A 19939-nucleotide genomic window follows, 5' to 3' on the forward strand; every position below is an offset into this window, starting at 1 on the left:
GGTGGCAAACGGGCTTGTTGTGGTGGGCAGGCTTGTTGTGGCGAGCGGGCTTGTCCCGCGTTGGAGTGCGAAGCGCTCCCAATTCAGGCGACGCGGTACAACTGATAAACCGAGTTGTCAGGTTATAGGGCCGCTTCGCAGCCCAACGCGGGACAAGCCCGCTCGCCACAATAAGCCCGCTCGCCACAACAAGCCCTCCCCTGCTCTCGGCATCCGTCCAGTTCAAGGCGATGCACAACCCCCGCCAAGACGCTTGGCGCAACAACCTCAAAACCTTGAACTATGCTCAAGCAGCCACGGGGAGCACAGCCCCCGACCGCACGCACCAAATGGCCTCTTGGATAGGAAGTCCTATGACCACAAAGACGAGCGTATTGGGCCTGATCGCCCTGCTCCCCATCGCCTTGGCGCACGCCGATGATGGCGGTATCAGCTTCTGGCTGCCGGGGCAGTTCGGCGCACTCGCCGCCGCCCCGGTCACGCCGGGCTGGAGCCTGCCGCTGATCTACTACCACGTGAGCGCCAGCGATAACAAAAACGCTGTCGTCCCGCGTGGCGGGCGCACCGTGGTCGGGCTGGATGCCAAGGCCGACCTGCTGTTCGCCAGCCCCACCTACACGTTTGAAACCCCGGTACTCGGCGGCGCACAGGCGGCGATTTCAGCCGTAGGCGCAGTGGCCCGCTCCGAGGCCAGCATTGATGCGACCATCACCGGGCCTCGGGGCCGCTCCTTTTCCGGCGGCACGAACGACAGCCTCAAGGGCGGCAGCGACCTCTACCTGCTCGGCACCCTGAAATGGAACCACGGCGTGCATAATTTCATGGCGTACTCCATGGGCAACATCCCCATTGGTGCTTACGACCCCAACCGCCTGGTGAATATCGGCCTGGGCCATGCCGCCCTCGACGCGGGCGGGGGCTACACCTATTTCGACAAGACCAACGAGTTTTCCGCCGTCGCCGGCATGACCTACAACTGGAAAAACAACGACACCGACTACAAGAACGGCGTCGATGCGCACATCGACCTGAGCGCCTCGCACTTTCTCACCTCGCAAACCCTGGTCGGGCTGGTCGGCTACTACTTCGAACAAGTCACCGGCGACAGCGGCAGCGGCGCGGTGCTGGGTGACTTCAAGTCACGGGTGGCCGGGATCGGCCCCCAGGCCGGGCACTTTTTCAAAGTAGGCGATGAATTGTGGTATGCCAACGTCAAGGGTTACTACGAGTTCGACGCAAAGAACCGGCCGGAAGGCTGGAACATGTGGGTGTCGCTGGTGATCCCCCTTTCCGGTAAAGGATCAACACAATGATCAACCATCCTCGCGCGCTCACCCTGGCACTTTGCCTGGCATGTCTCCCAGCCTGGGGCGATACGGTGAACACACGCATCGGCTCGTTGACCTTGCACAACGGCTACCCCGACCAAAAGAGCGTCGACACGCTGTATAACGAACTGGATTTCCAGCGCGCCGTACAGGCCTACATTTGGGCGATGCCCACCGTGGCACTCGACAGCCTGCGCCTGGCCAACGAGCGCGACTGGGGCGTGGGGCCAAACGAGGTGGGCGTCGTCAACCAGTTCACCGCGCCGCAAGTAGTAGCGCTGACCGGCAACAGCACCACGATTTATGCCGCATCGTTTATCGACCTCAGCCGTGACGGCGCAGTGGTGATAGATTCGCCCGCCGGTGCCTATGGCGTGATCGATGACTATTGGCAGCGCCCCGTCAGCGAAGTCGGGCCGTTCGGGCCGGACAAGGGCAACGGCGGCAAATTCCTGTTGCTGCCACCGGGCGCGAAAGTCGACAACCCTCAGGGTTACTTCGTGCTCCAGTCACCGACCAATCGCGTGATGTACCTGGGGCGCGGCATCGTGCACAACGGCGATGTCGCAAGCGCGGTGAAAACCCTCGACCAGATCCGTATCTACCCTTACGCCCAGGCTGACAAACCGCCCGCCACGCGGATTTTCCACGCGGGCGACAAGGCCATGAACTCCATCGCGCCTGCCGGCTACGAGTACTGGGAACGCTTGGCGGCAATCCTCGACCATGAACCGGTCGAAACCCGTGACCGGTTTTTCCACGCCATGCTCAAGCCGCTGGGCATTGAGAAAGGCAAACCCTTCAAGCCGGACGCTCGCCAGAAAAAGATCCTCACCGAAGCGGCCCAAGTCGGCTTCCTGATGGCCCAGGCCCTGAGCTTTGCACCGCGACTGGAAAATGCCAATGCCTATCCAGGCACTCACTGGGAATGGGTGCTGACGCTTAACCCGGATCAGGAGGCCACAAACTATGCCCAACTCGACGAACGCACCGACTACACCTTCGAAGCCATTACCGTCGCCGCCGGGATGATCAAGCCCATCGTGGGCGCCGGTTCGCAGTACATGAGTGCGGCCAAGGATGCCAAAGGCGAATGGCTGGACGGTGGCAAAAGCTACCGTTTGCAAGTGCCGGCAGAGGTACCTGTGAAAGACTTCTGGTCGCTGACGGTGTACGACAACCTCACCCGTTCAATGGTCAAAACCGACACATCGAAGGCCGCCATTTCTTCCTACGACGCTTTGAAGAAAAACCCGGACGGCTCCATCGACCTGTATTTCGGCGCCTCGGCACCCGTCGGGCATGAGAGCAATTGGGTTAAAACCGCACCGGGCAAAGGCTGGTTTGCCTATTTCCGCTGGTACGGCCCGACCCAGGCTTTTTTCGACAAGACCTGGAAACTGCCGGATATCCAGGCGCTTTGACCCATACCCGTCAGTTAAGGGCAGACACCGTACCTGTGGCGAGGGAGCTTGCTCCCTCGCCACAAGCCACTTACTGAAGGCTTCGCTGCCAATGCTCATAAAACGCCTGGGACGCCACGTTCTTGTCCTTGGCCTCAATCATGATGTCGAAGCGGTCGAGAAACTGCAGCGCGTAATCGTTGGTCCAGCGGTTCCACATTTGCGCACTGTGGGCGTAGAGGTCGCGCTTGGACATCACCGCCAACAACGCGTCCATTTCCAGCTTGTGTTCGGCATCAAAGCCCAGTTCCTGCAGGCTTTCCTGGGGCTGCGAGTAATGCATGGTCGGGCGCACGCCGCGCCAGCTGTCAATCACCTGCGCCACCCGTGGCGAATGCGGGTCGATGTAGTCGTTTTCGTGGATCCAGCAGTGGTGAATGTCCAGCACCACCGGCGCCAGGTCGGCCACTTGCAGGCAGTGATCGAGGCCGTAGGTTTTCTCGTCGTTTTCAAAGGTGATGCAGTTGCGCGCCACCTCCGACAAGCGTGACCACACCGTACGGGTGCCCTCCACGCCCAGGCGCCCGGCGATGTGCACGTTGCACTTGAGGTCCTGAAATTGCCGGCCGTAGCCCATCATGCGGATCATGTCGGCGTGGTATTCGAACTCGGCCAGGCTGTTTTCCACCACGCCGGGGTTTTCCGAGCCCAGCACACAATATTGGCCGGGGTGGAAGGACAGGCGAATGTCCGAGGCGCGCGCCAGGTCACCGATGGCGGCGAAACCTTCGATCAACTGGCGTTCGATGGCCGGGTCTTTGTACACGTGGGCGACTTTCGGGTGACTGTAGAACGGCAGCAAGTCACTGCTCACCCGCAGCATGCGCAACGTCGGCGGCAGCTCGGCCACGTAGGCCAGCAGGCGCAATTGCGCGGCAAGGTTGTGGGTGACGATTTCCACCAGTTTGTCGCGGGCCACTTGGGGCGTCACGCTTTCCATCCAGCGCAAGGTGGTGGTGCGCGGGTTGAACGGGCCTTCGATCAGCTTCAAGGCGCTGGCCGAGAGCAGGCGCTCGGGATGCTTGTATTGGCACACAAAGCCGATGCGAGGATGGGTCATGGAAACGCCTGACGATAGAAAGGGCTGGATGATACTGGGTTAGGCCCGAGCGTGACGGGCCGGTTCATAATATTTCGACACGAATCCAGCTGAACTTTCCCACAAATGCCAGGCTCCTCTCCTATGCGCTGCCCCCAGGGGCGTTGTACAACAAGGAGCCGCCACCCCATGACCACCCTTCCCGCCTACCGTCACCTGCCCGGGCCGCTGCACGCGACCCTGCTGGCCGGCACCGTGCCACTGTTTCTCGGTGCTTTGCTCAGCGACATCGCCTACACCCAGACTTACCAGATTCAATGGGCGAACTTCGCCTCGTGGCTGATCGCCGGTGCGCTGGTGTTCGCAGGTTTGGCGTTTCTGTTTGCGCTGGTCAACCTGCTGCGCGCCGAGCGCAAGGCCGGGCAACCCACGTTGTATGTCCTGCTGCTGTTAGCCACGTGGGTGCTCGGGCTGATCAATGCCTTTCAGCATGCCAAGGACGCCTACGCCGCCATGCCCACTGGCCTCGTGCTATCGGTGATTGTCACCTTGCTGGCGCTTGCCGCCACCTGGACTGGCCTGCGTTCGGGAGGTGCCAAATGAAAACGTCCAACACACTGACCCTGTTAAGCGCCGCACTGTTGCTGACCGCCTGCGGTGGCGAGGGCGACAAGACCCAGGCACGCGGGCCTGACCCCAAATTGCCAGCACCACAAAGCAGCCTCTTGCCGAGCATGAAAATCGCCGAGCCCACGCCGTGGGGCGATCAGAAACCCAAGGTGCCGGAAGGCTTCAGCGTGACCGCCATCGCCACCGACCTGGCCATCCCGCGCCAGACGCTGGTACTGCCCAACGGCGATATTCTGGTGGCGGAAGGCCGTGGTGGCAGCGCAGCCAAGCTCAAACCCAAGGATGTGATCGCCAGTGTGATCAAGGCCGAAGGCAACACCAAAGTCAAAGGCGGCAACCGCCTGACCCTGCTGCGCGATGCCGACGGTGACGGCACGTACGAGCTGAAAACCGTGTTCGCCGACAACCTCAACGCGCCCTACGGCCTTGCCTTCGCCAACGGCAAACTCTACGTCGCCAACCAGGATGCGCTGGTGAGCTTCGACTACGCCGACGGCCAGACCAAGGCCAGCGGCCCGCCGAGCAAAGTCACCGACCTGCCCGCGCAGATCAACCACCACTGGACCAAGTCCCTGGCCGTCAGCGCAGACGGGCGCCAGCTCTACGTGGGCATCGGTTCCAACAGCAACATCACCGAACGCGGCATGGAAGTGGAGATCGACCGGGCGATGGTCTGGCAGATCGACGCGGCCACCGGCGCGCACAAGCCCTACGCCACTGGCCTGCGCAACCCGACGGCGCTGACCATTCAGCCGGGCTCCGGGCAACTGTGGACGGTGGTCAACGAACGCGATGAACTCGGCCCTGACCTCGTTCCCGACTACCTGACCTCCGTACGCGAAGGCGCCTTCTATGGCTGGCCTTACAGTTACTGGGGCCAGAACGTCGACCCGCGCGCGCAACCGCAGAACCCGGCGAAAGTCGCTGCCGCCATAAAGCCCGATTACAGCCTGGGTTCTCACGTTGCGGCGCTGGGCGTGGACTTCTCCATTCCCGAGTTGGGTGAGAAATTCGCCGACGGCGTATTTGTCGGCGAGCACGGCAGCTGGAACCGCAATCCTCCGGTGGGCTACAAGGTGGTCTTCATACCGTTCAGTAATGGCAAGCCGGCCGGTGAGCCCGTCGACTTCGCTACCGGTTTCCGCGGCGATGACGGCAAGACCCGCGGGCGCCCGGTGGGCGTGACGGTGGATCCAAAAGGTGCGCTGATCATTGCCGATGATTTGGCCAACACCGTCTGGCGGGTCACGCGCAATCGCTAAAAGAAATGTTTTGACATGATTGCCTGAGGCAACAATATAATTGCCTCAGGCAACCATCAGAGCATCATCATGTCCACGACCTCCCTCGTCGAACGCGCTGGCATTATCCGTGGCTTCAACCGTTTCTATACACACCAGATCGGTGTGTTGCAGGAACACCTGCTGCAAAGCGACTTTTCCCTGACTGAAATCCGTGTGATGTACGAGTTGGACGCCCTTGGCGACCTGACAGGCGCAGATCTGTGCCAGATGCTTGGCCTCGACGCGGGCTACCTGAGCCGGTTGATCAGCGGTTTCGAAAAGAAAGGCTTGATCCAGAAGGTCCGCTCGGTCACCGACGCCCGCGCGGTGCAATTGCACCTCAGCGACCTCGGCCGCGAGGTGTTGGCGCCCCTGGAAAAGAAATCCCAGGCGCAAGTGATCGCCCTGCTGGAAGCCTTGCCGGAGCAGCAACAACAGCAACTGACCGGCGCCATGCAGCGTATCCAGACACTGCTGCAAGGCCGCACTCCGAGTTACCTGCTGCGTGACCCGCAACCGGGCGACATGGGGTTGGTGGTGCAACAACAGTCGGCACTGTATGCACGCGAGTACAACTGGAACTGGGAATTTGAGGCGCTGGTGTCCGAGATTGCCGCCACGTACCTGCGCGAATTTGATCAGACGTGCGAGCGCTGCTGGATCGCTGAAAAGGACGGCGAGGTGGTGGGTTCGGTGTTTGTAGTGCGCCATGACGAGACCACCGCCAAGCTGCGCATGCTCTACGTGGACGCCAGTGCACGGGGAATGGGGATCGGCTCGCGGCTGGTAGACGAGTGCCTGCGTTTCGCCCGGCAGGTGGGCTACAAAAGCATGATCCTGTGGACGGTGGATGCGCTGACCGATGCGCGCAAGCTCTACCGTAAAGCGGGGTTCAACCTGGTCAAGGAAGAACCCACCGTGAACTTTGGCAAGTCGCTGATCGATGAGACCTGGACCCGCGAGTTGTGAAGCCTTCCCGCGCTGTTCAACAGCGCGGGAAGTGACGCCTTACAGGTCTGTGATTTCCTTGTGGCGCGGCACCAGTGCTTTCATCACGCTCCACGCCACCAGGTAGGCCAGCGCGCAGATCGCAAACATGATCATGTAGCCGGTGTGAATGTCATTGATGGACTTGTAGTAGTCGAACACCCAGCCGCCGATCTTGGTCATCACCACACCGCCCAGGCCACCGGCCATGCCGCCGATACCGACCACCGAGGCCACGGTTTTCTGCGGGAACATGTCGGACACGGTCGTGAAAATATTGCACGACCACGCCTGGTGCGCCGAGGCGCCCACGCCGATCAGCAATACCGGCACCCAGAAACTCAAGTAGCCAAAGGGTTGCGCCAGCAACACCACCAACGGGAACAGCGCGATCACCAGCATGGCTTTCATGCGGCCGTCGTACGGTGCATCGCCGCGCGCCATGAAGTAGCTGGGGAACCAGCCACCGCCGATACTGCCGACCATGGTCATGCTGTACAGCACGGCCAGTGGCATCACGATGTCCGAGCCTTTCATGCCGTATTGCGCCGATAGGTAAGTCGGCAGCCAGAACAGGAAGAACCACCACACACCGTCGGTCATGAACTTGCCGAAGGCAAACGCCCAGGTCTGGCGATAGGTCAACAACTTGAACCACGACACTTTCTTGGCGACTGCACCGGCAGGCGCTGGCGTGAACGGTTCTACGGTCTGATCGCTGCGGATGTAGGCCAGTTCTTCAGCCGACAGGCGTTTTTGCTCATCGGGCTTCTGATAGAGCGCCGACCACACGGCCACCCAGATAAAGCCGAGCATGCCGATGACCATAAACGCCGCTTCCCAGCCCCACATTCCGGCAATTAACGGCACGCAGATAGGCGCCAGGATCGCGCCGACGTTGGCACCGGAGTTGAAAATACCGGTGGCCAAGGAGCGTTCTTTCTTCGGGAAGTATTCGGCCGTGGCCTTGATCGCGATGGGGAAGTTACCCGCCTCGCCAATCGCCAGCACCGCGCGGGACAGCATGAAGCCGGCAATCGACACCGGGATCACCGCCAGGCCGATCGCACCGCTGACCGCCGCAATGCCCTCACCCATGGGCACCGCGAACGCATGCATGATCGCGCCGGTGGACCAGATGCCGATCGCCACGACGTACGCGGCTTTGGTGCCGATTTTGTCGACAAAGCGCCCGGCGAACAGCATCGATATGGCGTAAACAAACTGGAACACCGCGGCAATGTTGGCGTAGTCGGTGTTGCTCCAGCCAAATTGCGTGGACAACTGCGGCGCCAGCAAGCTGAGCACCTGGCGATCGAGGTAGTTGACGGTGGTGGCAAAGAACAACATCGCGCAGATGGTCCAGCGATAGTTGCCGACGGCCTGGCCGACGCGATGGGCGTTGATGGGCTCATTCAAATTCATGGCATCACTTTTTATTTTTGTTAGGTAGGACATATGTAACGTCATATGTCGTCGTACAACTGTGACTTTTATATCGAGGTCCCTGTGCGGTGTCAATCGCAAAGATTGCCGCTTATTGAGGTTTTACTCGTCCATGAAAGTGGTCAGGAAATTTCAGTTGTAGGATGACAAAGCCTGAACACCAGGCTGGGTGCCTTGCCAGGCACATCATCCAGCTCGCCGAAACGCTGCAGGCCGAGTTTTTCCAGCACGCGAATCGATGCCGCGTGGTCGGGCCGCACCAGGCCAAACACTTCAGTCAGGCCAAGGGTTTCAAACGCCAGCACCAGCGCGGCACGGCCTACCTCGGTGGCATAGCCCTGCCCCCACGCTTCAACGGCGAACCGGTAGCCCAGATTGATGCGTTGCACGTCGAGGTAATTGAGCGGCGCCACGCCGCCAAAACCAATGATGTGTTCAGGCTGCTCACGGCGCGCAATCGCCCACCAGCCGTAACCGAGGGTCGCCCACTGCTCAAGCCAATGGTCCAGCGTGCGCTGCGCGTCGGCAAGGCTGGCCATCGGGCCGCTGGGGTTGAACAGATTGGTCTGCGGGTCGCCGTAGATCGCGAACAATCGCTGCACATCGCTGGGCTGTGGCGGACGGTAAACCAGACGTGATGGAGAAATGGACATTCAAAAACTCCTGTGAGGATCGGAGAAGCTCGCTCCATTGGCAAAAAAACGCAAATAGTGGTGAATTATTTCGTGTCGGCTTGTATCTGAACTGACAGAGCGGTGCCATCGCTGCGATGGCACCTCCCCTGTTCAGATTTAGAGTGGTCCGCATGAAATCACGTAAGAAAAGCGTCAATCCCATCGGATTGAATGACATCACCATCGTCGACGATACCAAGGTACGCAAGGCGATTACCGCCGCCGCACTGGGTAACGCCATGGAGTGGTTCGACTTTGGCGTCTACGGGTTTGTCGCCTATGTACTCGGCAAAGTGTTCTTCCCCGACGCCTCTCCCAGCGTACAAATGATCGCGGCGCTGGGCACCTTCTCGGTACCCTTCCTGATTCGCCCGCTGGGCGGCCTGTTCTTCGGTGCGCTGGGTGACAAATACGGACGGCAGAAAGTCCTCGCCGCCACCATCGTGATCATGTCCCTGAGCACCTTCGCCATCGGCTTGATCCCGTCCTATGCCTCCATCGGCATCTGGGCGCCGATCCTGCTGCTGCTATGCAAAATGGCCCAGGGCTTCTCGGTGGGTGGTGAGTACACCGGTGCCTCCATCTTTGTGGCCGAATACGCGCCGGACCGCAAACGCGGCTTCCTCGGCAGCTGGCTCGACTTCGGCTCCATCGCCGGCTTCGTGCTCGGCGCTGGCGTTGTGGTGCTGATCTCCAGCGTCCTCGGCGAAGCAGACTTCGAGTCCTGGGGCTGGCGCCTGCCGTTCTTCCTCGCCTTGCCCCTGGGCATCATCGGCCTGTACCTGCGCCACGCGCTGGAAGAAACACCCGCGTTCCAACAGCACATGGACAAACTCGAACAAGGCGACCGCGAAGGCCTGACCCACGGCCCCAAAGTCTCGTTCAAGGAAGTTGCGACCAAGCACTGGCGCAGCCTGCTGACCTGCATCGGCATTGTCGCGGCGACCAACGTGACCTATTACATGTTGCTCACCTACATGCCGAGCTACCTGTCGCATAACCTGCATTACAAAGAAAACAGCGGCGTGCTGATCATCATCGCGATCATGGTCGGCATGCTATTCGTACAGCCGTTCATTGGCTTTATCAGCGACAAGATCGGCCGCAAGCCCTTCATCATCGCCGGCAGCATTGGCCTGCTGTTCCTGTCGATTCCGGCCTTCATGCTGATCACCAGCGGCAAGATCGGTCTGATCTTCGCCGGCTTGCTGATGCTCGCCGTGATCCTCAACTTCTTCATCGGCGTAATGGCCTCGACGCTGCCCGCGATGTTCCCCACTCACCTGCGCTACAGCGCGCTGGCCAGTGCGTTCAACGTCTCGGTGTTGATCGCGGGCCTCACCCCGACCGCCGTGGCTTGGCTGGTGGAAAGCACCGGTGACCTGTACATGCCCGCCTACTACCTGATGGTGTTTGCGGTGGTGGGCCTGATCACTGGCCTGACCATGAAGGAAACCGCGAACAAGCCCCTGCGCGGCGCAGCGCCAGCCGCTTCGGACATGGAAGAAGCCAAGGAGTTGCTGCAGGAGCATCACGACAATATCGAGCAGAAGATCGAAGACCTCGACGCCGAGATCGCCGAGCTGGAAGCCAAGCGTCAGAACCTGGTGCAACAGCATCCACGGATTAACTAAGCGCAAAACGCGAACGCAGAACCTGTGGCAAGTGCGCTTGTTGTGGCGAGCGGGCTTGCCCCGCGTTGGGCTGCGCAGCAGCCCCAGTAAAGCCATCGCGTTTCTACAATTGGAACGCGGCGGCAGGTTTCAGGGCCGCTTCGCGCCCCAACGCGGGGCAAGCCCGCTCGCCACAACAGGCTCGCTCGCCAGGAGGGAGTGTTGATGGGCTAACGTCTTATTGCCCTAGCGAAAAAACTGACTCGGCGTCTTGCCAAACTGTTTCTTGAACATGCTGGTAAAGGCGCTCGGGCTTTCATAGCCCAACTCGATGGCCACATCGATGATCTTCTCCCCCACCGCAATGCGTTCCAGCGCCAACAGCAGTCGCGCTTGCTGGCGCCATTGGCCAAAGGTCAGCCCGGTTTCCTTGCGAAACAGACGCTGGATGGTTTTTTGGTCCAGCGCCAGTCGATCACTCCAATCCGCGACTGTCGAGGCGTCTCCCGGATCTGCCTGCCAGGCCAGGCAGATGGCGTTTATGCGCACGTCGGCTGGCTGGGGAAGCGACAGCGGCAGCGCGGGCAGCAGCGCCAGTTCATCCAGAATCAGGTGCATGATCCGCGCATCCCGGGAGTCTTCGGCATACGGCGGCTTCAAACTGACGGAGGCCTTGATCAGTTCACTGAGCAACGGCGACACACTCACCGCCTTGGTCTCGGTCGGCAAATTCGGGAAGCTGTCGGGACGCACAAACACACTGCGCATCTTCAACGGCCCCACGCAGCGCAGTGAATGGACCTGCCCGGACGGCATCCAGAACCCGCGATTGGGCGGCACCGTCCACTGACTCTGCAGCGAATGCACCACCATCACGCCTTCGATGGCGTACAGCAGTTGATGCTTCTCATGGCTGTGGTCGGGTATTACCCAGTTTTCGGGGTAGTCGGTGGCGGAACTGATGACAGCCCAGTCGCCCTCATCGATCTCCCGCAGAAATGTATCCAGTGATTTAATCATTTCGCCCTTTTTGCGATGGTTGCCTCCCGAATTTCGCGAGACAGGCATTTTCACTGAATTTAGCATGAACGCCGAAATATTTTGAAATGGGCAAACGGCATAAGTACCGTTTGCCTCTGTTAGCTGCCTTGTATGGAATGCCTGCATGTCGACCCTGACCGCGTCACCCGCCGCTGCAACAGCTACGCCCCAGATAAGCCCGTTGGTCATGCGCGTCCTCGGCGCCTGCGCCCTGGCGCACATGATCAACGACCTGATTCAGGCGGTGTTGCCCTCGATCTATCCGATGCTCAAGGCCAACTACGGCCTGAGTTTCACTCAAGTGGGCCTGATCACCCTGACCTTCCAGCTGACCGCGTCCCTGCTGCAGCCGTGGATCGGCTACCACACCGACCGCCACCCCAAACCCTGGCTGCTGCCGGCGGGCATGGTCAGCACCTTGATCGGCATTTTGATGCTGGCATTTGTCGGCACCTTCCCGGCCATTTTGCTGGCGGCGGCGCTGGTGGGGGTGGGTTCTTCGACCTTCCACCCGGAAACCTCGCGGGTGGCCCGCCTGGCCTCCGGCGGCCGCTATGGCCTGGCGCAATCGACCTTCCAGGTCGGCGGTAATACCGGCAGCGCCTTCGGCCCGTTGCTGGCGGCAGCCATCATCATTCCGTATGGCCAAACCCACATCGCCTGGTTTGGCCTGTTCGCCGTGTTTGCGATTCTGGTGCTGTATGGCTTGAGCCGCTGGTACCGCAACCACCTCAACCTGTTCAAATTCAAGGCCGGTGGTAAAGCCACTCACGGTCTGTCGAAAGGCCGCGTGACCTTCGCCCTGGTGGTGCTGGCCATGCTGGTGTTCTCCAAATATTTCTACATGACCAGCCTGACCAGCTACTTCACCTTTTACCTGATCGAAAAATTCCAACTCTCGGTCGCCAGCTCCCAGCTGTACCTGTTCCTGTTCCTCGGCGCAGTGGCCGTAGGCACCTTCGCGGGTGGTCCGATCGGCGACAAGATCGGCCGCAAGAAAGTCATCTGGTTCTCGATTCTCGGCGCCGCGCCGTTCACCCTCGCCCTGCCCTACGTCGACCTGTTCTGGACCGCCGTGCTCAGCGTGATCATCGGCTTCGTGCTGGCCTCGGCCTTCTCGGCGATCGTGGTGTTTGCCCAGGAACTGGTGCCGGGCAACGTGGGCATGATTGCCGGCATCTTCTTCGGCCTGATGTTCGGCTTCAGCGGCATCGGTGCGGCATTGCTGGGCTTGCTCGCTGACAGCCATGGCATCGAATACGTCTATCAGATCTGTTCATTCCTGCCCTTGGTCGGGATTCTGACGGTGTTGTTGCCGTCGACTAAAGGCGTGTAAAAACACCTACAGGGTGACCGCCTTGAGTTTGCGACAATCAAGGCAGTCATCCTCCGCGCTGCAACTAAGCTTCCTACCTGAAAAGGAACCAAATCGCTGATAGAGCCACCCACTTGAGGCTAGTCGATAGTGACTTCACATCGCATCTGCCTGAAGAGGATATTGCATGATTACTTCAACTCCCACGATTTATCACGCCCCTCCAACGCTAGACCCGAACAGCACGCCGACCACCAATGAACCACCTGATACGTCAGCCGTTAGCCGAACTAAACGCGGCGTGGCAGACAAGCGATATTTATGGCCGCAGAATCACACCATTACCATTTCATTTCTGGACACACCGCAAGCCACCAAGAGGCTAGTACAAAAGTCCATCGGCGTTTTTGCGGGGCTCATTAATCTAAAGTTCAAGTTTGTCGAGGGCAATGAGGGTGACATCCGTATATCGGCACATAGGGATATACAAGGCACCTGGTCAAAGTTGGGCACGACCGCGCTCAGCACGCCTAAAGACCAACCTACAATGCATGTAGATCTCAACACTGCCCCTGCTGACTTGCGGCACTACATACTGCATGAGTTCGGGCATGCACTCGGTGTAGAACACGAACATCACCATCCGGACAGGACCGTACAATACGACGAGGCAAAGACTTATCAGGTCTACAACGAACAGTTGGGCTGGGGCAAAGGCATGACTGACCATCAAGTGCTCAGAAAAGTCGACCCGGCTAATGCAATCACAACACCTTATGATCGCAAATCAATCATGCACTATAACGTCCCCCCTGAAATGACATCGAACAATGAAGGAGTCGCCCCAAACAAAACACTGTCCGACGCTGATAAAGAGTTCTTGAAGTCGCTGTACCCGCTCCCCCGTCCTACAGCATCCGAAATCCAGGCCCGACGTTTTTTTCGCAAAGGCCTTATTTGAATAGGGATTGTACGGTTGGCACTCTCTTCCTGAGTGCGTCCCTGAATGATCTTTATACCTGACTCCACGCCTGCGCCTGGAGTCAGCATGGGCAGCCCGTCACAGATCGTAATGCACTGCCACACTTCTTCCGGTTTTCACCGATTCCAACGCGCAATCCGCCAGGTGCAGCGCATACAACCCATCCCGCACACTCGTAGGCAATTGCCGCCCACTGTTCAGCGCCTCAATAAACTGCGTCAGCTCATTGCGATAAGCATCCGCATATCGCTCCAGAAAAAAGTGCTGCAACGGCTCCAGCGCTTCGGTGTGCTCGGCGCTCCAGTGGCGCAATGTGCTGGGCCGGTGGTTGTCGGTGAGCAGCACACCGCTGGCCCCGGAGACCTCCACGCGCTGGTCGTAACCGTACACCGCCTGGCGGCAGCAGTTGATATGGCATTGCTTGCCGGACGCAGTACGCAACAACACCATCACGCTGTCGTAATCGTCGATTTCTTCCAGGCTCGGGTCCACCAGGCGGCTAGCGAACGCGCTGACCTCTACCGGTTCTTCGCCGAGCAAATGGCGGGCGGTGTCGAAGTCGTGGATGGTCATGTCGCGCAGGATGCCGCCGGAGTGTTTCAGGTAGTCGCGCGGCGCCAGGCCTGGGTCGCGGCTGGTGATGATGACCTGGCGCACGGCGCCGATCTCGCCGGCATCCAGGGCCTGGCGCAGGCGCAGCATGTCGGGATCGAAGCGCCGGTTGAACCCGAGCATCACTTTGCCGCCTTGGCGCTCGACGGCTTGGGCGGCGCTGCGGGCCTTGGCGATATCGAGGTCGATGGGTTTTTCGCAGAGCACCGCCTTGCCTTCGGCCACGGCAGCCAGCAGCAGGTCGATATGCGTGTCGGTGGGCGTGCCGATGACCACCGCGTCAATGTCTTTGCGGGTCAGCGCGGCGGCGCAATCGTAAGCCGCTTCGCAGCCCAGTTGCGTACTCAGCGCATCCACGCCTTCGCGCCAGGGATCGGCTACCAGCACCAGCGTGGCGTTGGGGTGAGCGGCGACGTTGGCGGCGTGGATCTTGGCGATGCGCCCGGCACCTAAAACGGCAATACGAAGCATGGTTGAACTCCTGATGTTGTTTTTGAAGGGAGTACTCAGTCCGGCAAGTTGAACGGTGTAACAATTTGCACCTGTGACGGCGCAATCGGCCCGGCTTTCCACAGCCGGTGGTGTTGCAGGATGTGCAGAAACACGTTGCGGGCATCGATCTGCAGGTTGTGGTCGATGATCGCGGCGACTTTTTCTTCGAGCAGCAACTGACGGTTTTCTTCATCGAGGTCGTGGCCGATAAACACCTCCAGCCCGCGTCCCTGGGCGGCGAATGCATCGACAATCGCGCGGTTGCCGCCGCCGACGCTGTACACCGCCTTGAGTTCGGGATACTGCTTCAGCGCTTGGGTAACCCGTTCGAACGTGCGCTCATACACGCCATAGCCACCGCTGATATCCAACACGCGCAGGTGTGGCGCGCGCCCACGCAGCCAGGCGCGAAAGCCCATTTCACGCTCTTCTTCGCCCCGGAACAGCTCGCTGCCGATCACCACCGCTACGTCCTGTGGCTGAGTCGGCAGCCAGCGTGACATCAGGTAAGCGGCGGTCTGCCCGGCGGTGCGGTTATCCATGCCCACGTAGCCGATGCGCTCGCTTTGCGGCAGATCGGTGACCAACGTCACCACCGGAATGCCCGCCGCAATCAGTTGTTTCACCGCCTGGTTCACCGCCGGCTCATCGGCAGCTTTGAGCACCACGCCCTGGCTGCCGGTGTCGAGGCAACGCAGCAGTTGGTCGTGCATGGCCTGGGGCTCGATTTCTTCAAACAGGTGAAAGCGCGGCGCGATGCGAAACGGCGCCAGGCTGCCCAGCTGCGCCACGATCGCCGCCTGCACCGCCGCACTGAAGCGCTTGGGCGTGTGCATGATCACGTCGACATGAAAGGTGCGCCCAACCGCCAGGCCGTTTTTTTCCTGGGACTCCAACTCCTCCAGCGCCTGCTCGATACGCCGTTGTGTCTGCGCATGCACGGCGCCGCGCTGGTGCAACACGCGGTCGACCGTGGCTTTGCTAACCCCGGCCTGAGTGGCGAGCTGTTTGATGGAGAAGTGTTTTGCGCGTTCGAGCATGCGGTTCGCCTGAGGTGTTTTTGAGGTCTTTTTTGGGCGTTACTGAGGTTTTGCAATGCTAGTCTCCGTTTTGCCCGCCGTCGAGCGCGGCGATGAAAACAACAAAAATCCAGGAGAACTGCATGCCTCTCACCGATCTCGCCACGTCATTCAGCGGCCAATATTTTGTCGTCACCGGCAGTACCCAAGGGCTGGGGGCGGCAGTGGCGCACACGCTGGCGCGGCGCGGTGCTGCCGGGCTGATCATTTGCGGGCGCCGCCGTGCCCAGGGCGAAGAGCAGGTTCGGCAACTGGCCAAGCTGGATTGCCAGGCGTTTTTTGTCGAGGCCGACCTGGAAAGCGTTGAGGACTGCCGCGCGATCATTGAGGCGGCACGCACGCACTTCGGCACCTTGCACGGGCTGGTGAACTGCGCCGGGATGTCCGATCGCGGCACTATCCTGGATACCTCGCCGGAATTGTTCGATCGCCTGTTTGCGGTGAACGTGCGCGCGCCGTTTTTCCTGATGCAGGATGCGTTGAAGCTGATGATCAGCCAGGGCGTGGAAGGCGCGGTGGTGAATATCCAGAGCGTCACCGGGCATGGCGGGCAATCATTTTTGAGCGCCTATGCGGCGTCCAAAGGGGCATTGGCGATCCTGACCAAGAACGTCGCGTTCAGCGCCCTGCGCAACCGCATCCGCGTGAACGGCTTGAACATTGGCTGGATGGACACGCCGCACGAGGACGACATCCAGCGCCAGTACCACGGCGCCGAGGATGGCTGGCTGGAAAAGGCCGAAAGCGCGCAGCCGTTTGGCCGCCTGCTCAAGCCTGAAGAAGTGGCGCAAAGCGTCGCGTTTTTGCTGTCCCGCGAGTCGGGGATGATGACCGGCGCAGTGATCGACCTGGAGCAAGGCGTGGTCGGCTGCACCGACAGCAGCACGCCGCAACCGCATCAGGCCTTGAGCCTGCCGGGAGGTGAGTGATGTCGGCTTTCGTCACCGCCGAGGCCGTGCGCCTGGCGGATTTCAGCCGGGTGTGCGCGCAAAGCGCCAGCGCCGAGGAGTATCCGCTGTGTTTTGAGGTCGTGAGCAACGTGCCGATCTATCAGGCACACACGTTGCGCCATAGCGACCGCCTCAGCGTGATGAATGAACTGCATCGCCTGTTTCGTGATGGCCCCGGCGTGATGGTCGTGCGTGGGGCCTATGACGACCTGGCGGTGGTCGATCGTCAGAGTCAGGTGTTTGAAACGATCTTCGCCCATGAGGCGGCGCAAGGCGTGGCGGCCGACCACTTTGCCAAGGCCGGCAGCAACGGGCGCATCTGGAATTCGTTGCAAAAGGCTGCGCTGGCATCGCCCGCTTCGTTCGTCGAGTACTACGCCAACCCGCTGTTGGGGTTGATTGCCGAGGCGTGGCTGGGGCCGGGCTTTCAGATGACGGCGCAGGTGAACGTGGTGCACCCCGGCGGCCAGGCGCAGCAGCCTCATCGTGACTATCACCTGGGGTTTCAAACCAATGATGGGGTGGAGCGCTTTCCCCTGCCCCTGCACGTGTTGTCTCAGTACCTCACGCTGCAAGGTGCCGTGGCCCATTCGGACATGCCACTGGAAACCGGGCCGACCCAACTGCTGCCGTTTTCCCAGCAATACGCGCTGGGCTACCTGGCCTGGCGGCGCCCGGAGTTCATCGACTACTTCCAGCAGCACGCCGTGCAGTTGCCGCTGACCAAGGGAGATTTGCTGTTCTTCAACCCGGCGCTGTTTCATGCCGCCGGCACCAACCGCACGCCAGACACACAGCGCATGGCCAACCTGCTGCAAATCTCCTCAGCGTTTGGCAAACCCATGGAAGCCCTCGACCGCGACCGCATGATGCTCGCCGTGTACCCGGTACTGCTGGCCAACACGGCGCTGAATGCCGAAGCCATCGACGCGGTCATCGCCTGCACCGCCGACGGTTACTCATTCCCCACCAACCTCGACACCGACCCACCCTTGCAAGGCCTCGCCCCGCAAACCGGACAACAGCTGATGCAGCAGGCCCTCACAGAACGCTGGCCTTTCCCGGACTTTGCCGCTGCCGTCACGCAGATGCGGGCCAAGCGCCAGGCGTGATGCTTTCACAACAACAAAAATAACGGAGCAACAGCATGAAAAAGCACCTCCTTGCAGCACTCTTTACGTTGGCTGTCACCCCATGGGCCATGGCCGATATTCGTATTGGCGTGAGCATCGCCCAGGTCGATGACGTGTTCCTTGCGCAGATGCGTGACTACATGGCCACCCACGCCAAGGAACTGCCCGGCGTGACCCTGCAATTCGAAGACGCCCAGGGCGATGTGGTGCGCCAACTCAACCAGGTGCAGAACTTCACCGCCCAGGGTATGGACGCGATCATCGTCAATGCAGTGGACACCGCGGCCACACAGAAAATGACGGTCAATGCCCAGCAGGCAAAAATCCCGCTGGTGTACGTCAACCGCCGTCCCGAGTTCAAGGAAGTCCCGCCGGGGGTGGGCTATGTCGGCTCGGATGAGATCAAGGCAGGTGAAATCCAGATGCGCTACCTTGCCGAGAAAATGGGCGGCAAGGGCAACCTAGCGATCATGCTCGGGCTGCTCTCCAATAACGCCACCCACAACCGTACGCTGGGCGTGAAGACCGTGCTCAAGGACTACCCGGATATCAAAATCGTCGAAGAGCAAACAGCCGAATGGCAGCGCGGCAAGGCGATTGACCTGATGAACAACTGGATTGTGTCCGGCAAAAAAATCGACGCCGTGGCCGCGAACGCCGATGAAATGGCCATCGGCGCGGCCATGGCGATCAGCCAGGCGGGGATGCAACCGGGCAAAGACATTCTGGTGGCCGGCAGCGACGGTGGCCCTGCCGGGCTGGATGCGGTGAAAAAGGGGCAATTGCTGGTGACGGTGTATCAGGACAACAAAGGGCAAGCCGTGGGCTCGATTGATTTGGCGGTGAAGATGGTGAAGAAGGAGCCGTACACGGCTGAGTTGACGATTCCTTATCAGCAGATTACCAAGGAAAACTACCAAGCCTTCCTCAACCCCTAAACACGCCCCCTACTTCCTGTGGGAGCTGGCTTGTCGGATTGCCGCACCGCTGCGATGGCATCAACCGGATATGCCTGATACACCGGGGTGCCTGAATCGCTGGCAAGCCAGCTCCCACATTGGACTTGCGGCGTTGCTGGTTAAACCACACTTGAAACAAGCATCCCACCGAGCCCGAAAAGACACGCCACACCGGCACCGTAAGCCATCGTTCGCCAAGGCTGCGACTGCGCAAGATACGTCACCGTGTGCACCACCCGAGCCACGGTAAACCCGCCGAACAACAGCGTTGTTGCGATATCGGGAGTCCCCAGCACCACACACAACCCACCCACTACAAAAAACAACGGTATGTTTTCCAGGTCATTGGCCCAAGCCTTCGCCGCTCGGTTCACAGGGGCCAAATCCACTGAAAGCGCAGCACGTTTGAAAAAGGCCGCATCTTCCTGATTAGTGAATGCCAGCGTCCGAATACGGAAAAATCCCTGATAGCACGAGATCGCAAACATCTTCAAACAGAGCACCAACACGCACAGGACATAAACACGCAAGAGGTCATTCATCGCGCCACCCATTCACTACGATATAAAGCAACGGTCCAACCGAAACAAACACCGCCGTCAGCACAAAGTAGGGCAACACCCACGCAACAGACCGCCCCCTCGCTTGCGCGTCCCGATACATCCATACGCAGGCCAGCGCGGCCATCACGTACAGGTCAATCACCACCTGCGCCGTGTCCGGCCGTGACAATAATTCCCGTCCAAACGCCAGCAGCGACTGCTCGGCCGTCAGCATCGTCACGAGCGTGTACAACGAAAACCCGACCAAAGCGGCCAAGGCAATAGAGGGTCTTTGCATGGTCTCTTCCTTGAAGTGAACGAGCCCCACATTAGTGATAGGGTTCAGCCCCTCGCAATGACCTCGGAGGTCA

The 19939-nt window shown here is 60.2% G+C and carries 19 protein-coding genes; 11 read left to right on the plus strand and 8 right to left on the minus strand.

Features of this window, described 5'->3' with window-relative positions; translation table 11 throughout:
• Positions 1-353 precede the first annotated feature (353 nt).
• Positions 354-1313, plus strand: a complete 960-nt coding sequence (locus BFW87_RS27075) for a SphA family protein (RefSeq protein WP_078742778.1) — start codon at positions 354-356, stop codon at positions 1311-1313.
• Positions 1310-2752: a DUF1254 domain-containing protein gene (locus BFW87_RS27080; protein ID WP_078742779.1), complete on the plus strand. Its 1443-nt coding sequence runs from the start codon at positions 1310-1312 to the stop codon at positions 2750-2752. Before BFW87_RS27075 ends, BFW87_RS27080 begins: the two co-directional genes overlap by 4 nt.
• Before the next feature lie 70 nt (positions 2753-2822).
• Here the strand turns inward: BFW87_RS27080 and BFW87_RS27085 are convergent, their stop codons facing one another.
• The gene (locus BFW87_RS27085; protein ID WP_078742780.1) at positions 2823-3851 is read right to left on the minus strand and encodes a UV damage endonuclease UvsE; all 1029 of its coding nucleotides are present in this window, start codon (positions 3849-3851) and stop codon (positions 2823-2825) included.
• 168 nt (positions 3852-4019) lie between these two features.
• On the opposite strand from BFW87_RS27085, the gene BFW87_RS27090 reads away from it, so the two are divergent.
• The 3 genes from BFW87_RS27090 to BFW87_RS27100 all read left to right on the plus strand — a co-directional run bounded on the left by BFW87_RS27090 (position 4020) and on the right by BFW87_RS27100 (position 6712).
• Entirely contained in the window at positions 4020-4433 is a 414-nt protein-coding gene (locus tag BFW87_RS27090) for a DUF2231 domain-containing protein (protein WP_078742781.1), read from the plus strand.
• On the plus strand, positions 4430-5722 hold the full coding sequence (locus BFW87_RS27095; RefSeq protein ID WP_078742782.1) for a PQQ-dependent sugar dehydrogenase: 1293 nt from the start codon (positions 4430-4432) through the stop codon (positions 5720-5722). Before BFW87_RS27090 ends, BFW87_RS27095 begins: the two co-directional genes overlap by 4 nt.
• Before the next feature lie 69 nt (positions 5723-5791).
• Positions 5792-6712, plus strand: coding sequence for a bifunctional helix-turn-helix transcriptional regulator/GNAT family N-acetyltransferase (locus tag BFW87_RS27100; RefSeq protein WP_078742783.1), 921 nt, complete (start codon positions 5792-5794; stop codon positions 6710-6712).
• A 39-nt stretch (positions 6713-6751) separates the two neighbouring features.
• Here BFW87_RS27100 and BFW87_RS27105 read toward each other — a convergent pair whose 3' ends face one another.
• Entirely contained in the window at positions 6752-8155 is a 1404-nt protein-coding gene (locus tag BFW87_RS27105) for an MFS transporter (protein ID WP_078742784.1), read from the minus strand.
• A 143-nt stretch (positions 8156-8298) separates the two neighbouring features.
• Positions 8299-8829, minus strand: coding sequence for a GNAT family N-acetyltransferase (locus tag BFW87_RS27110; protein WP_078742785.1), 531 nt, complete (start codon positions 8827-8829; stop codon positions 8299-8301).
• A 152-nt stretch (positions 8830-8981) separates the two neighbouring features.
• On the opposite strand from BFW87_RS27110, the gene proP reads away from it, so the two are divergent.
• On the plus strand, positions 8982-10484 hold the full coding sequence (gene proP, locus BFW87_RS27115) for a glycine betaine/L-proline transporter ProP (protein WP_078742786.1): 1503 nt from the start codon (positions 8982-8984) through the stop codon (positions 10482-10484).
• 225 nt (positions 10485-10709) lie between these two features.
• Here proP and BFW87_RS27125 read toward each other — a convergent pair whose 3' ends face one another.
• On the minus strand, positions 10710-11531 hold the full coding sequence (locus tag BFW87_RS27125) for an AraC family transcriptional regulator (RefSeq protein ID WP_078742837.1): 822 nt from the start codon (positions 11529-11531) through the stop codon (positions 10710-10712).
• Between the two features lie 97 nt (positions 11532-11628).
• On the opposite strand from BFW87_RS27125, the gene BFW87_RS27130 reads away from it, so the two are divergent.
• Both BFW87_RS27130 and BFW87_RS27135 read left to right on the plus strand, forming a co-directional pair.
• A complete protein-coding gene (locus BFW87_RS27130) occupies positions 11629-12840 on the plus strand; it encodes an MFS transporter (RefSeq protein ID WP_078742788.1) in 1212 nt (403 codons plus the stop codon).
• A 166-nt stretch (positions 12841-13006) separates the two neighbouring features.
• Positions 13007-13780, plus strand: a complete 774-nt coding sequence (locus tag BFW87_RS27135; protein WP_078742789.1) for a M12 family metallopeptidase — start codon at positions 13007-13009, stop codon at positions 13778-13780.
• A gap of 99 nt (positions 13781-13879) precedes the next feature.
• Here the strand turns inward: BFW87_RS27135 and iolG are convergent, their stop codons facing one another.
• Together iolG and BFW87_RS27145 are read right to left on the minus strand one after the other, a co-directional pair.
• Positions 13880-14884, minus strand: coding sequence for an inositol 2-dehydrogenase (gene iolG, locus BFW87_RS27140; RefSeq protein WP_078742790.1), 1005 nt, complete (start codon positions 14882-14884; stop codon positions 13880-13882).
• Between the two features lie 35 nt (positions 14885-14919).
• Positions 14920-15945, minus strand: a complete 1026-nt coding sequence (locus BFW87_RS27145) for a LacI family DNA-binding transcriptional regulator (protein WP_078742791.1) — start codon at positions 15943-15945, stop codon at positions 14920-14922.
• A gap of 122 nt (positions 15946-16067) precedes the next feature.
• Between BFW87_RS27145 and BFW87_RS27150 the strand changes: the two genes are divergently transcribed.
• The 3 genes from BFW87_RS27150 to BFW87_RS27160 are packed head-to-tail and all read left to right on the plus strand — an operon-like array spanning position 16068 to position 19005.
• Entirely contained in the window at positions 16068-16913 is an 846-nt protein-coding gene (locus BFW87_RS27150) for an SDR family oxidoreductase (protein ID WP_078742792.1), read from the plus strand.
• Complete coding sequence (locus BFW87_RS27155; protein WP_078742793.1) at positions 16913-18046, plus strand: phytanoyl-CoA dioxygenase family protein; 1134 nt, start codon at positions 16913-16915, stop codon at positions 18044-18046. Before BFW87_RS27150 ends, BFW87_RS27155 begins: the two co-directional genes overlap by 1 nt.
• 35 nt (positions 18047-18081) lie before the next feature.
• Positions 18082-19005, plus strand: a complete 924-nt coding sequence (locus BFW87_RS27160; protein WP_078742794.1) for a sugar ABC transporter substrate-binding protein — start codon at positions 18082-18084, stop codon at positions 19003-19005.
• A gap of 140 nt (positions 19006-19145) precedes the next feature.
• Here BFW87_RS27160 and BFW87_RS27165 read toward each other — a convergent pair whose 3' ends face one another.
• Both BFW87_RS27165 and BFW87_RS27170 read right to left on the minus strand, forming a co-directional pair.
• On the minus strand, positions 19146-19568 hold the full coding sequence (locus BFW87_RS27165) for an MAPEG family protein (RefSeq protein WP_078742795.1): 423 nt from the start codon (positions 19566-19568) through the stop codon (positions 19146-19148).
• Positions 19561-19866, minus strand: a complete 306-nt coding sequence (locus BFW87_RS27170) for a DUF2834 domain-containing protein (protein ID WP_078742796.1) — start codon at positions 19864-19866, stop codon at positions 19561-19563. The genes BFW87_RS27165 and BFW87_RS27170 overlap by 8 nt, the downstream gene beginning before the upstream one ends.
• Between the last annotated feature and the right edge of the window lie 73 nt (positions 19867-19939).

Origin of the sequence: Pseudomonas fluorescens (assembly GCF_002022275.1) — a bacterium.
In the GTDB taxonomy this organism is placed as follows: Bacteria; Pseudomonadota; Gammaproteobacteria; order Pseudomonadales; family Pseudomonadaceae; genus Aquipseudomonas; species Aquipseudomonas fluorescens_AJ.

Coding starts and splice junctions, on each gene's coding strand:
- BFW87_RS27075 (WP_078742778.1), top strand. CDS start 354: ATGACCACAAAGACGAGCGTATTGGGCCTGATCGCCCTGCTCCCCATC.
- BFW87_RS27080 (WP_078742779.1), top strand. CDS start 1,310: ATGATCAACCATCCTCGCGCGCTCACCCTGGCACTTTGCCTGGCATGT.
- BFW87_RS27085 (WP_078742780.1), bottom strand. CDS start 3,851: ATGACCCATCCTCGCATCGGCTTTGTGTGCCAATACAAGCATCCCGAG.
- BFW87_RS27090 (WP_078742781.1), top strand. CDS start 4,020: ATGACCACCCTTCCCGCCTACCGTCACCTGCCCGGGCCGCTGCACGCG.
- BFW87_RS27095 (WP_078742782.1), top strand. CDS start 4,430: ATGAAAACGTCCAACACACTGACCCTGTTAAGCGCCGCACTGTTGCTG.
- BFW87_RS27100 (WP_078742783.1), top strand. CDS start 5,792: ATGTCCACGACCTCCCTCGTCGAACGCGCTGGCATTATCCGTGGCTTC.
- BFW87_RS27105 (WP_078742784.1), bottom strand. CDS start 8,155: ATGAATTTGAATGAGCCCATCAACGCCCATCGCGTCGGCCAGGCCGTC.
- BFW87_RS27110 (WP_078742785.1), bottom strand. CDS start 8,829: ATGTCCATTTCTCCATCACGTCTGGTTTACCGTCCGCCACAGCCCAGC.
- proP (WP_078742786.1), top strand. CDS start 8,982: ATGAAATCACGTAAGAAAAGCGTCAATCCCATCGGATTGAATGACATC.
- BFW87_RS27125 (WP_078742837.1), bottom strand. CDS start 11,531: ATGCCTGTCTCGCGAAATTCGGGAGGCAACCATCGCAAAAAGGGCGAA.
- BFW87_RS27130 (WP_078742788.1), top strand. CDS start 11,629: ATGTCGACCCTGACCGCGTCACCCGCCGCTGCAACAGCTACGCCCCAG.
- BFW87_RS27135 (WP_078742789.1), top strand. CDS start 13,007: ATGATTACTTCAACTCCCACGATTTATCACGCCCCTCCAACGCTAGAC.
- iolG (WP_078742790.1), bottom strand. CDS start 14,884: ATGCTTCGTATTGCCGTTTTAGGTGCCGGGCGCATCGCCAAGATCCAC.
- BFW87_RS27145 (WP_078742791.1), bottom strand. CDS start 15,945: ATGCTCGAACGCGCAAAACACTTCTCCATCAAACAGCTCGCCACTCAG.
- BFW87_RS27150 (WP_078742792.1), top strand. CDS start 16,068: ATGCCTCTCACCGATCTCGCCACGTCATTCAGCGGCCAATATTTTGTC.
- BFW87_RS27155 (WP_078742793.1), top strand. CDS start 16,913: ATGTCGGCTTTCGTCACCGCCGAGGCCGTGCGCCTGGCGGATTTCAGC.
- BFW87_RS27160 (WP_078742794.1), top strand. CDS start 18,082: ATGAAAAAGCACCTCCTTGCAGCACTCTTTACGTTGGCTGTCACCCCA.
- BFW87_RS27165 (WP_078742795.1), bottom strand. CDS start 19,568: ATGAATGACCTCTTGCGTGTTTATGTCCTGTGCGTGTTGGTGCTCTGT.
- BFW87_RS27170 (WP_078742796.1), bottom strand. CDS start 19,866: ATGCAAAGACCCTCTATTGCCTTGGCCGCTTTGGTCGGGTTTTCGTTG.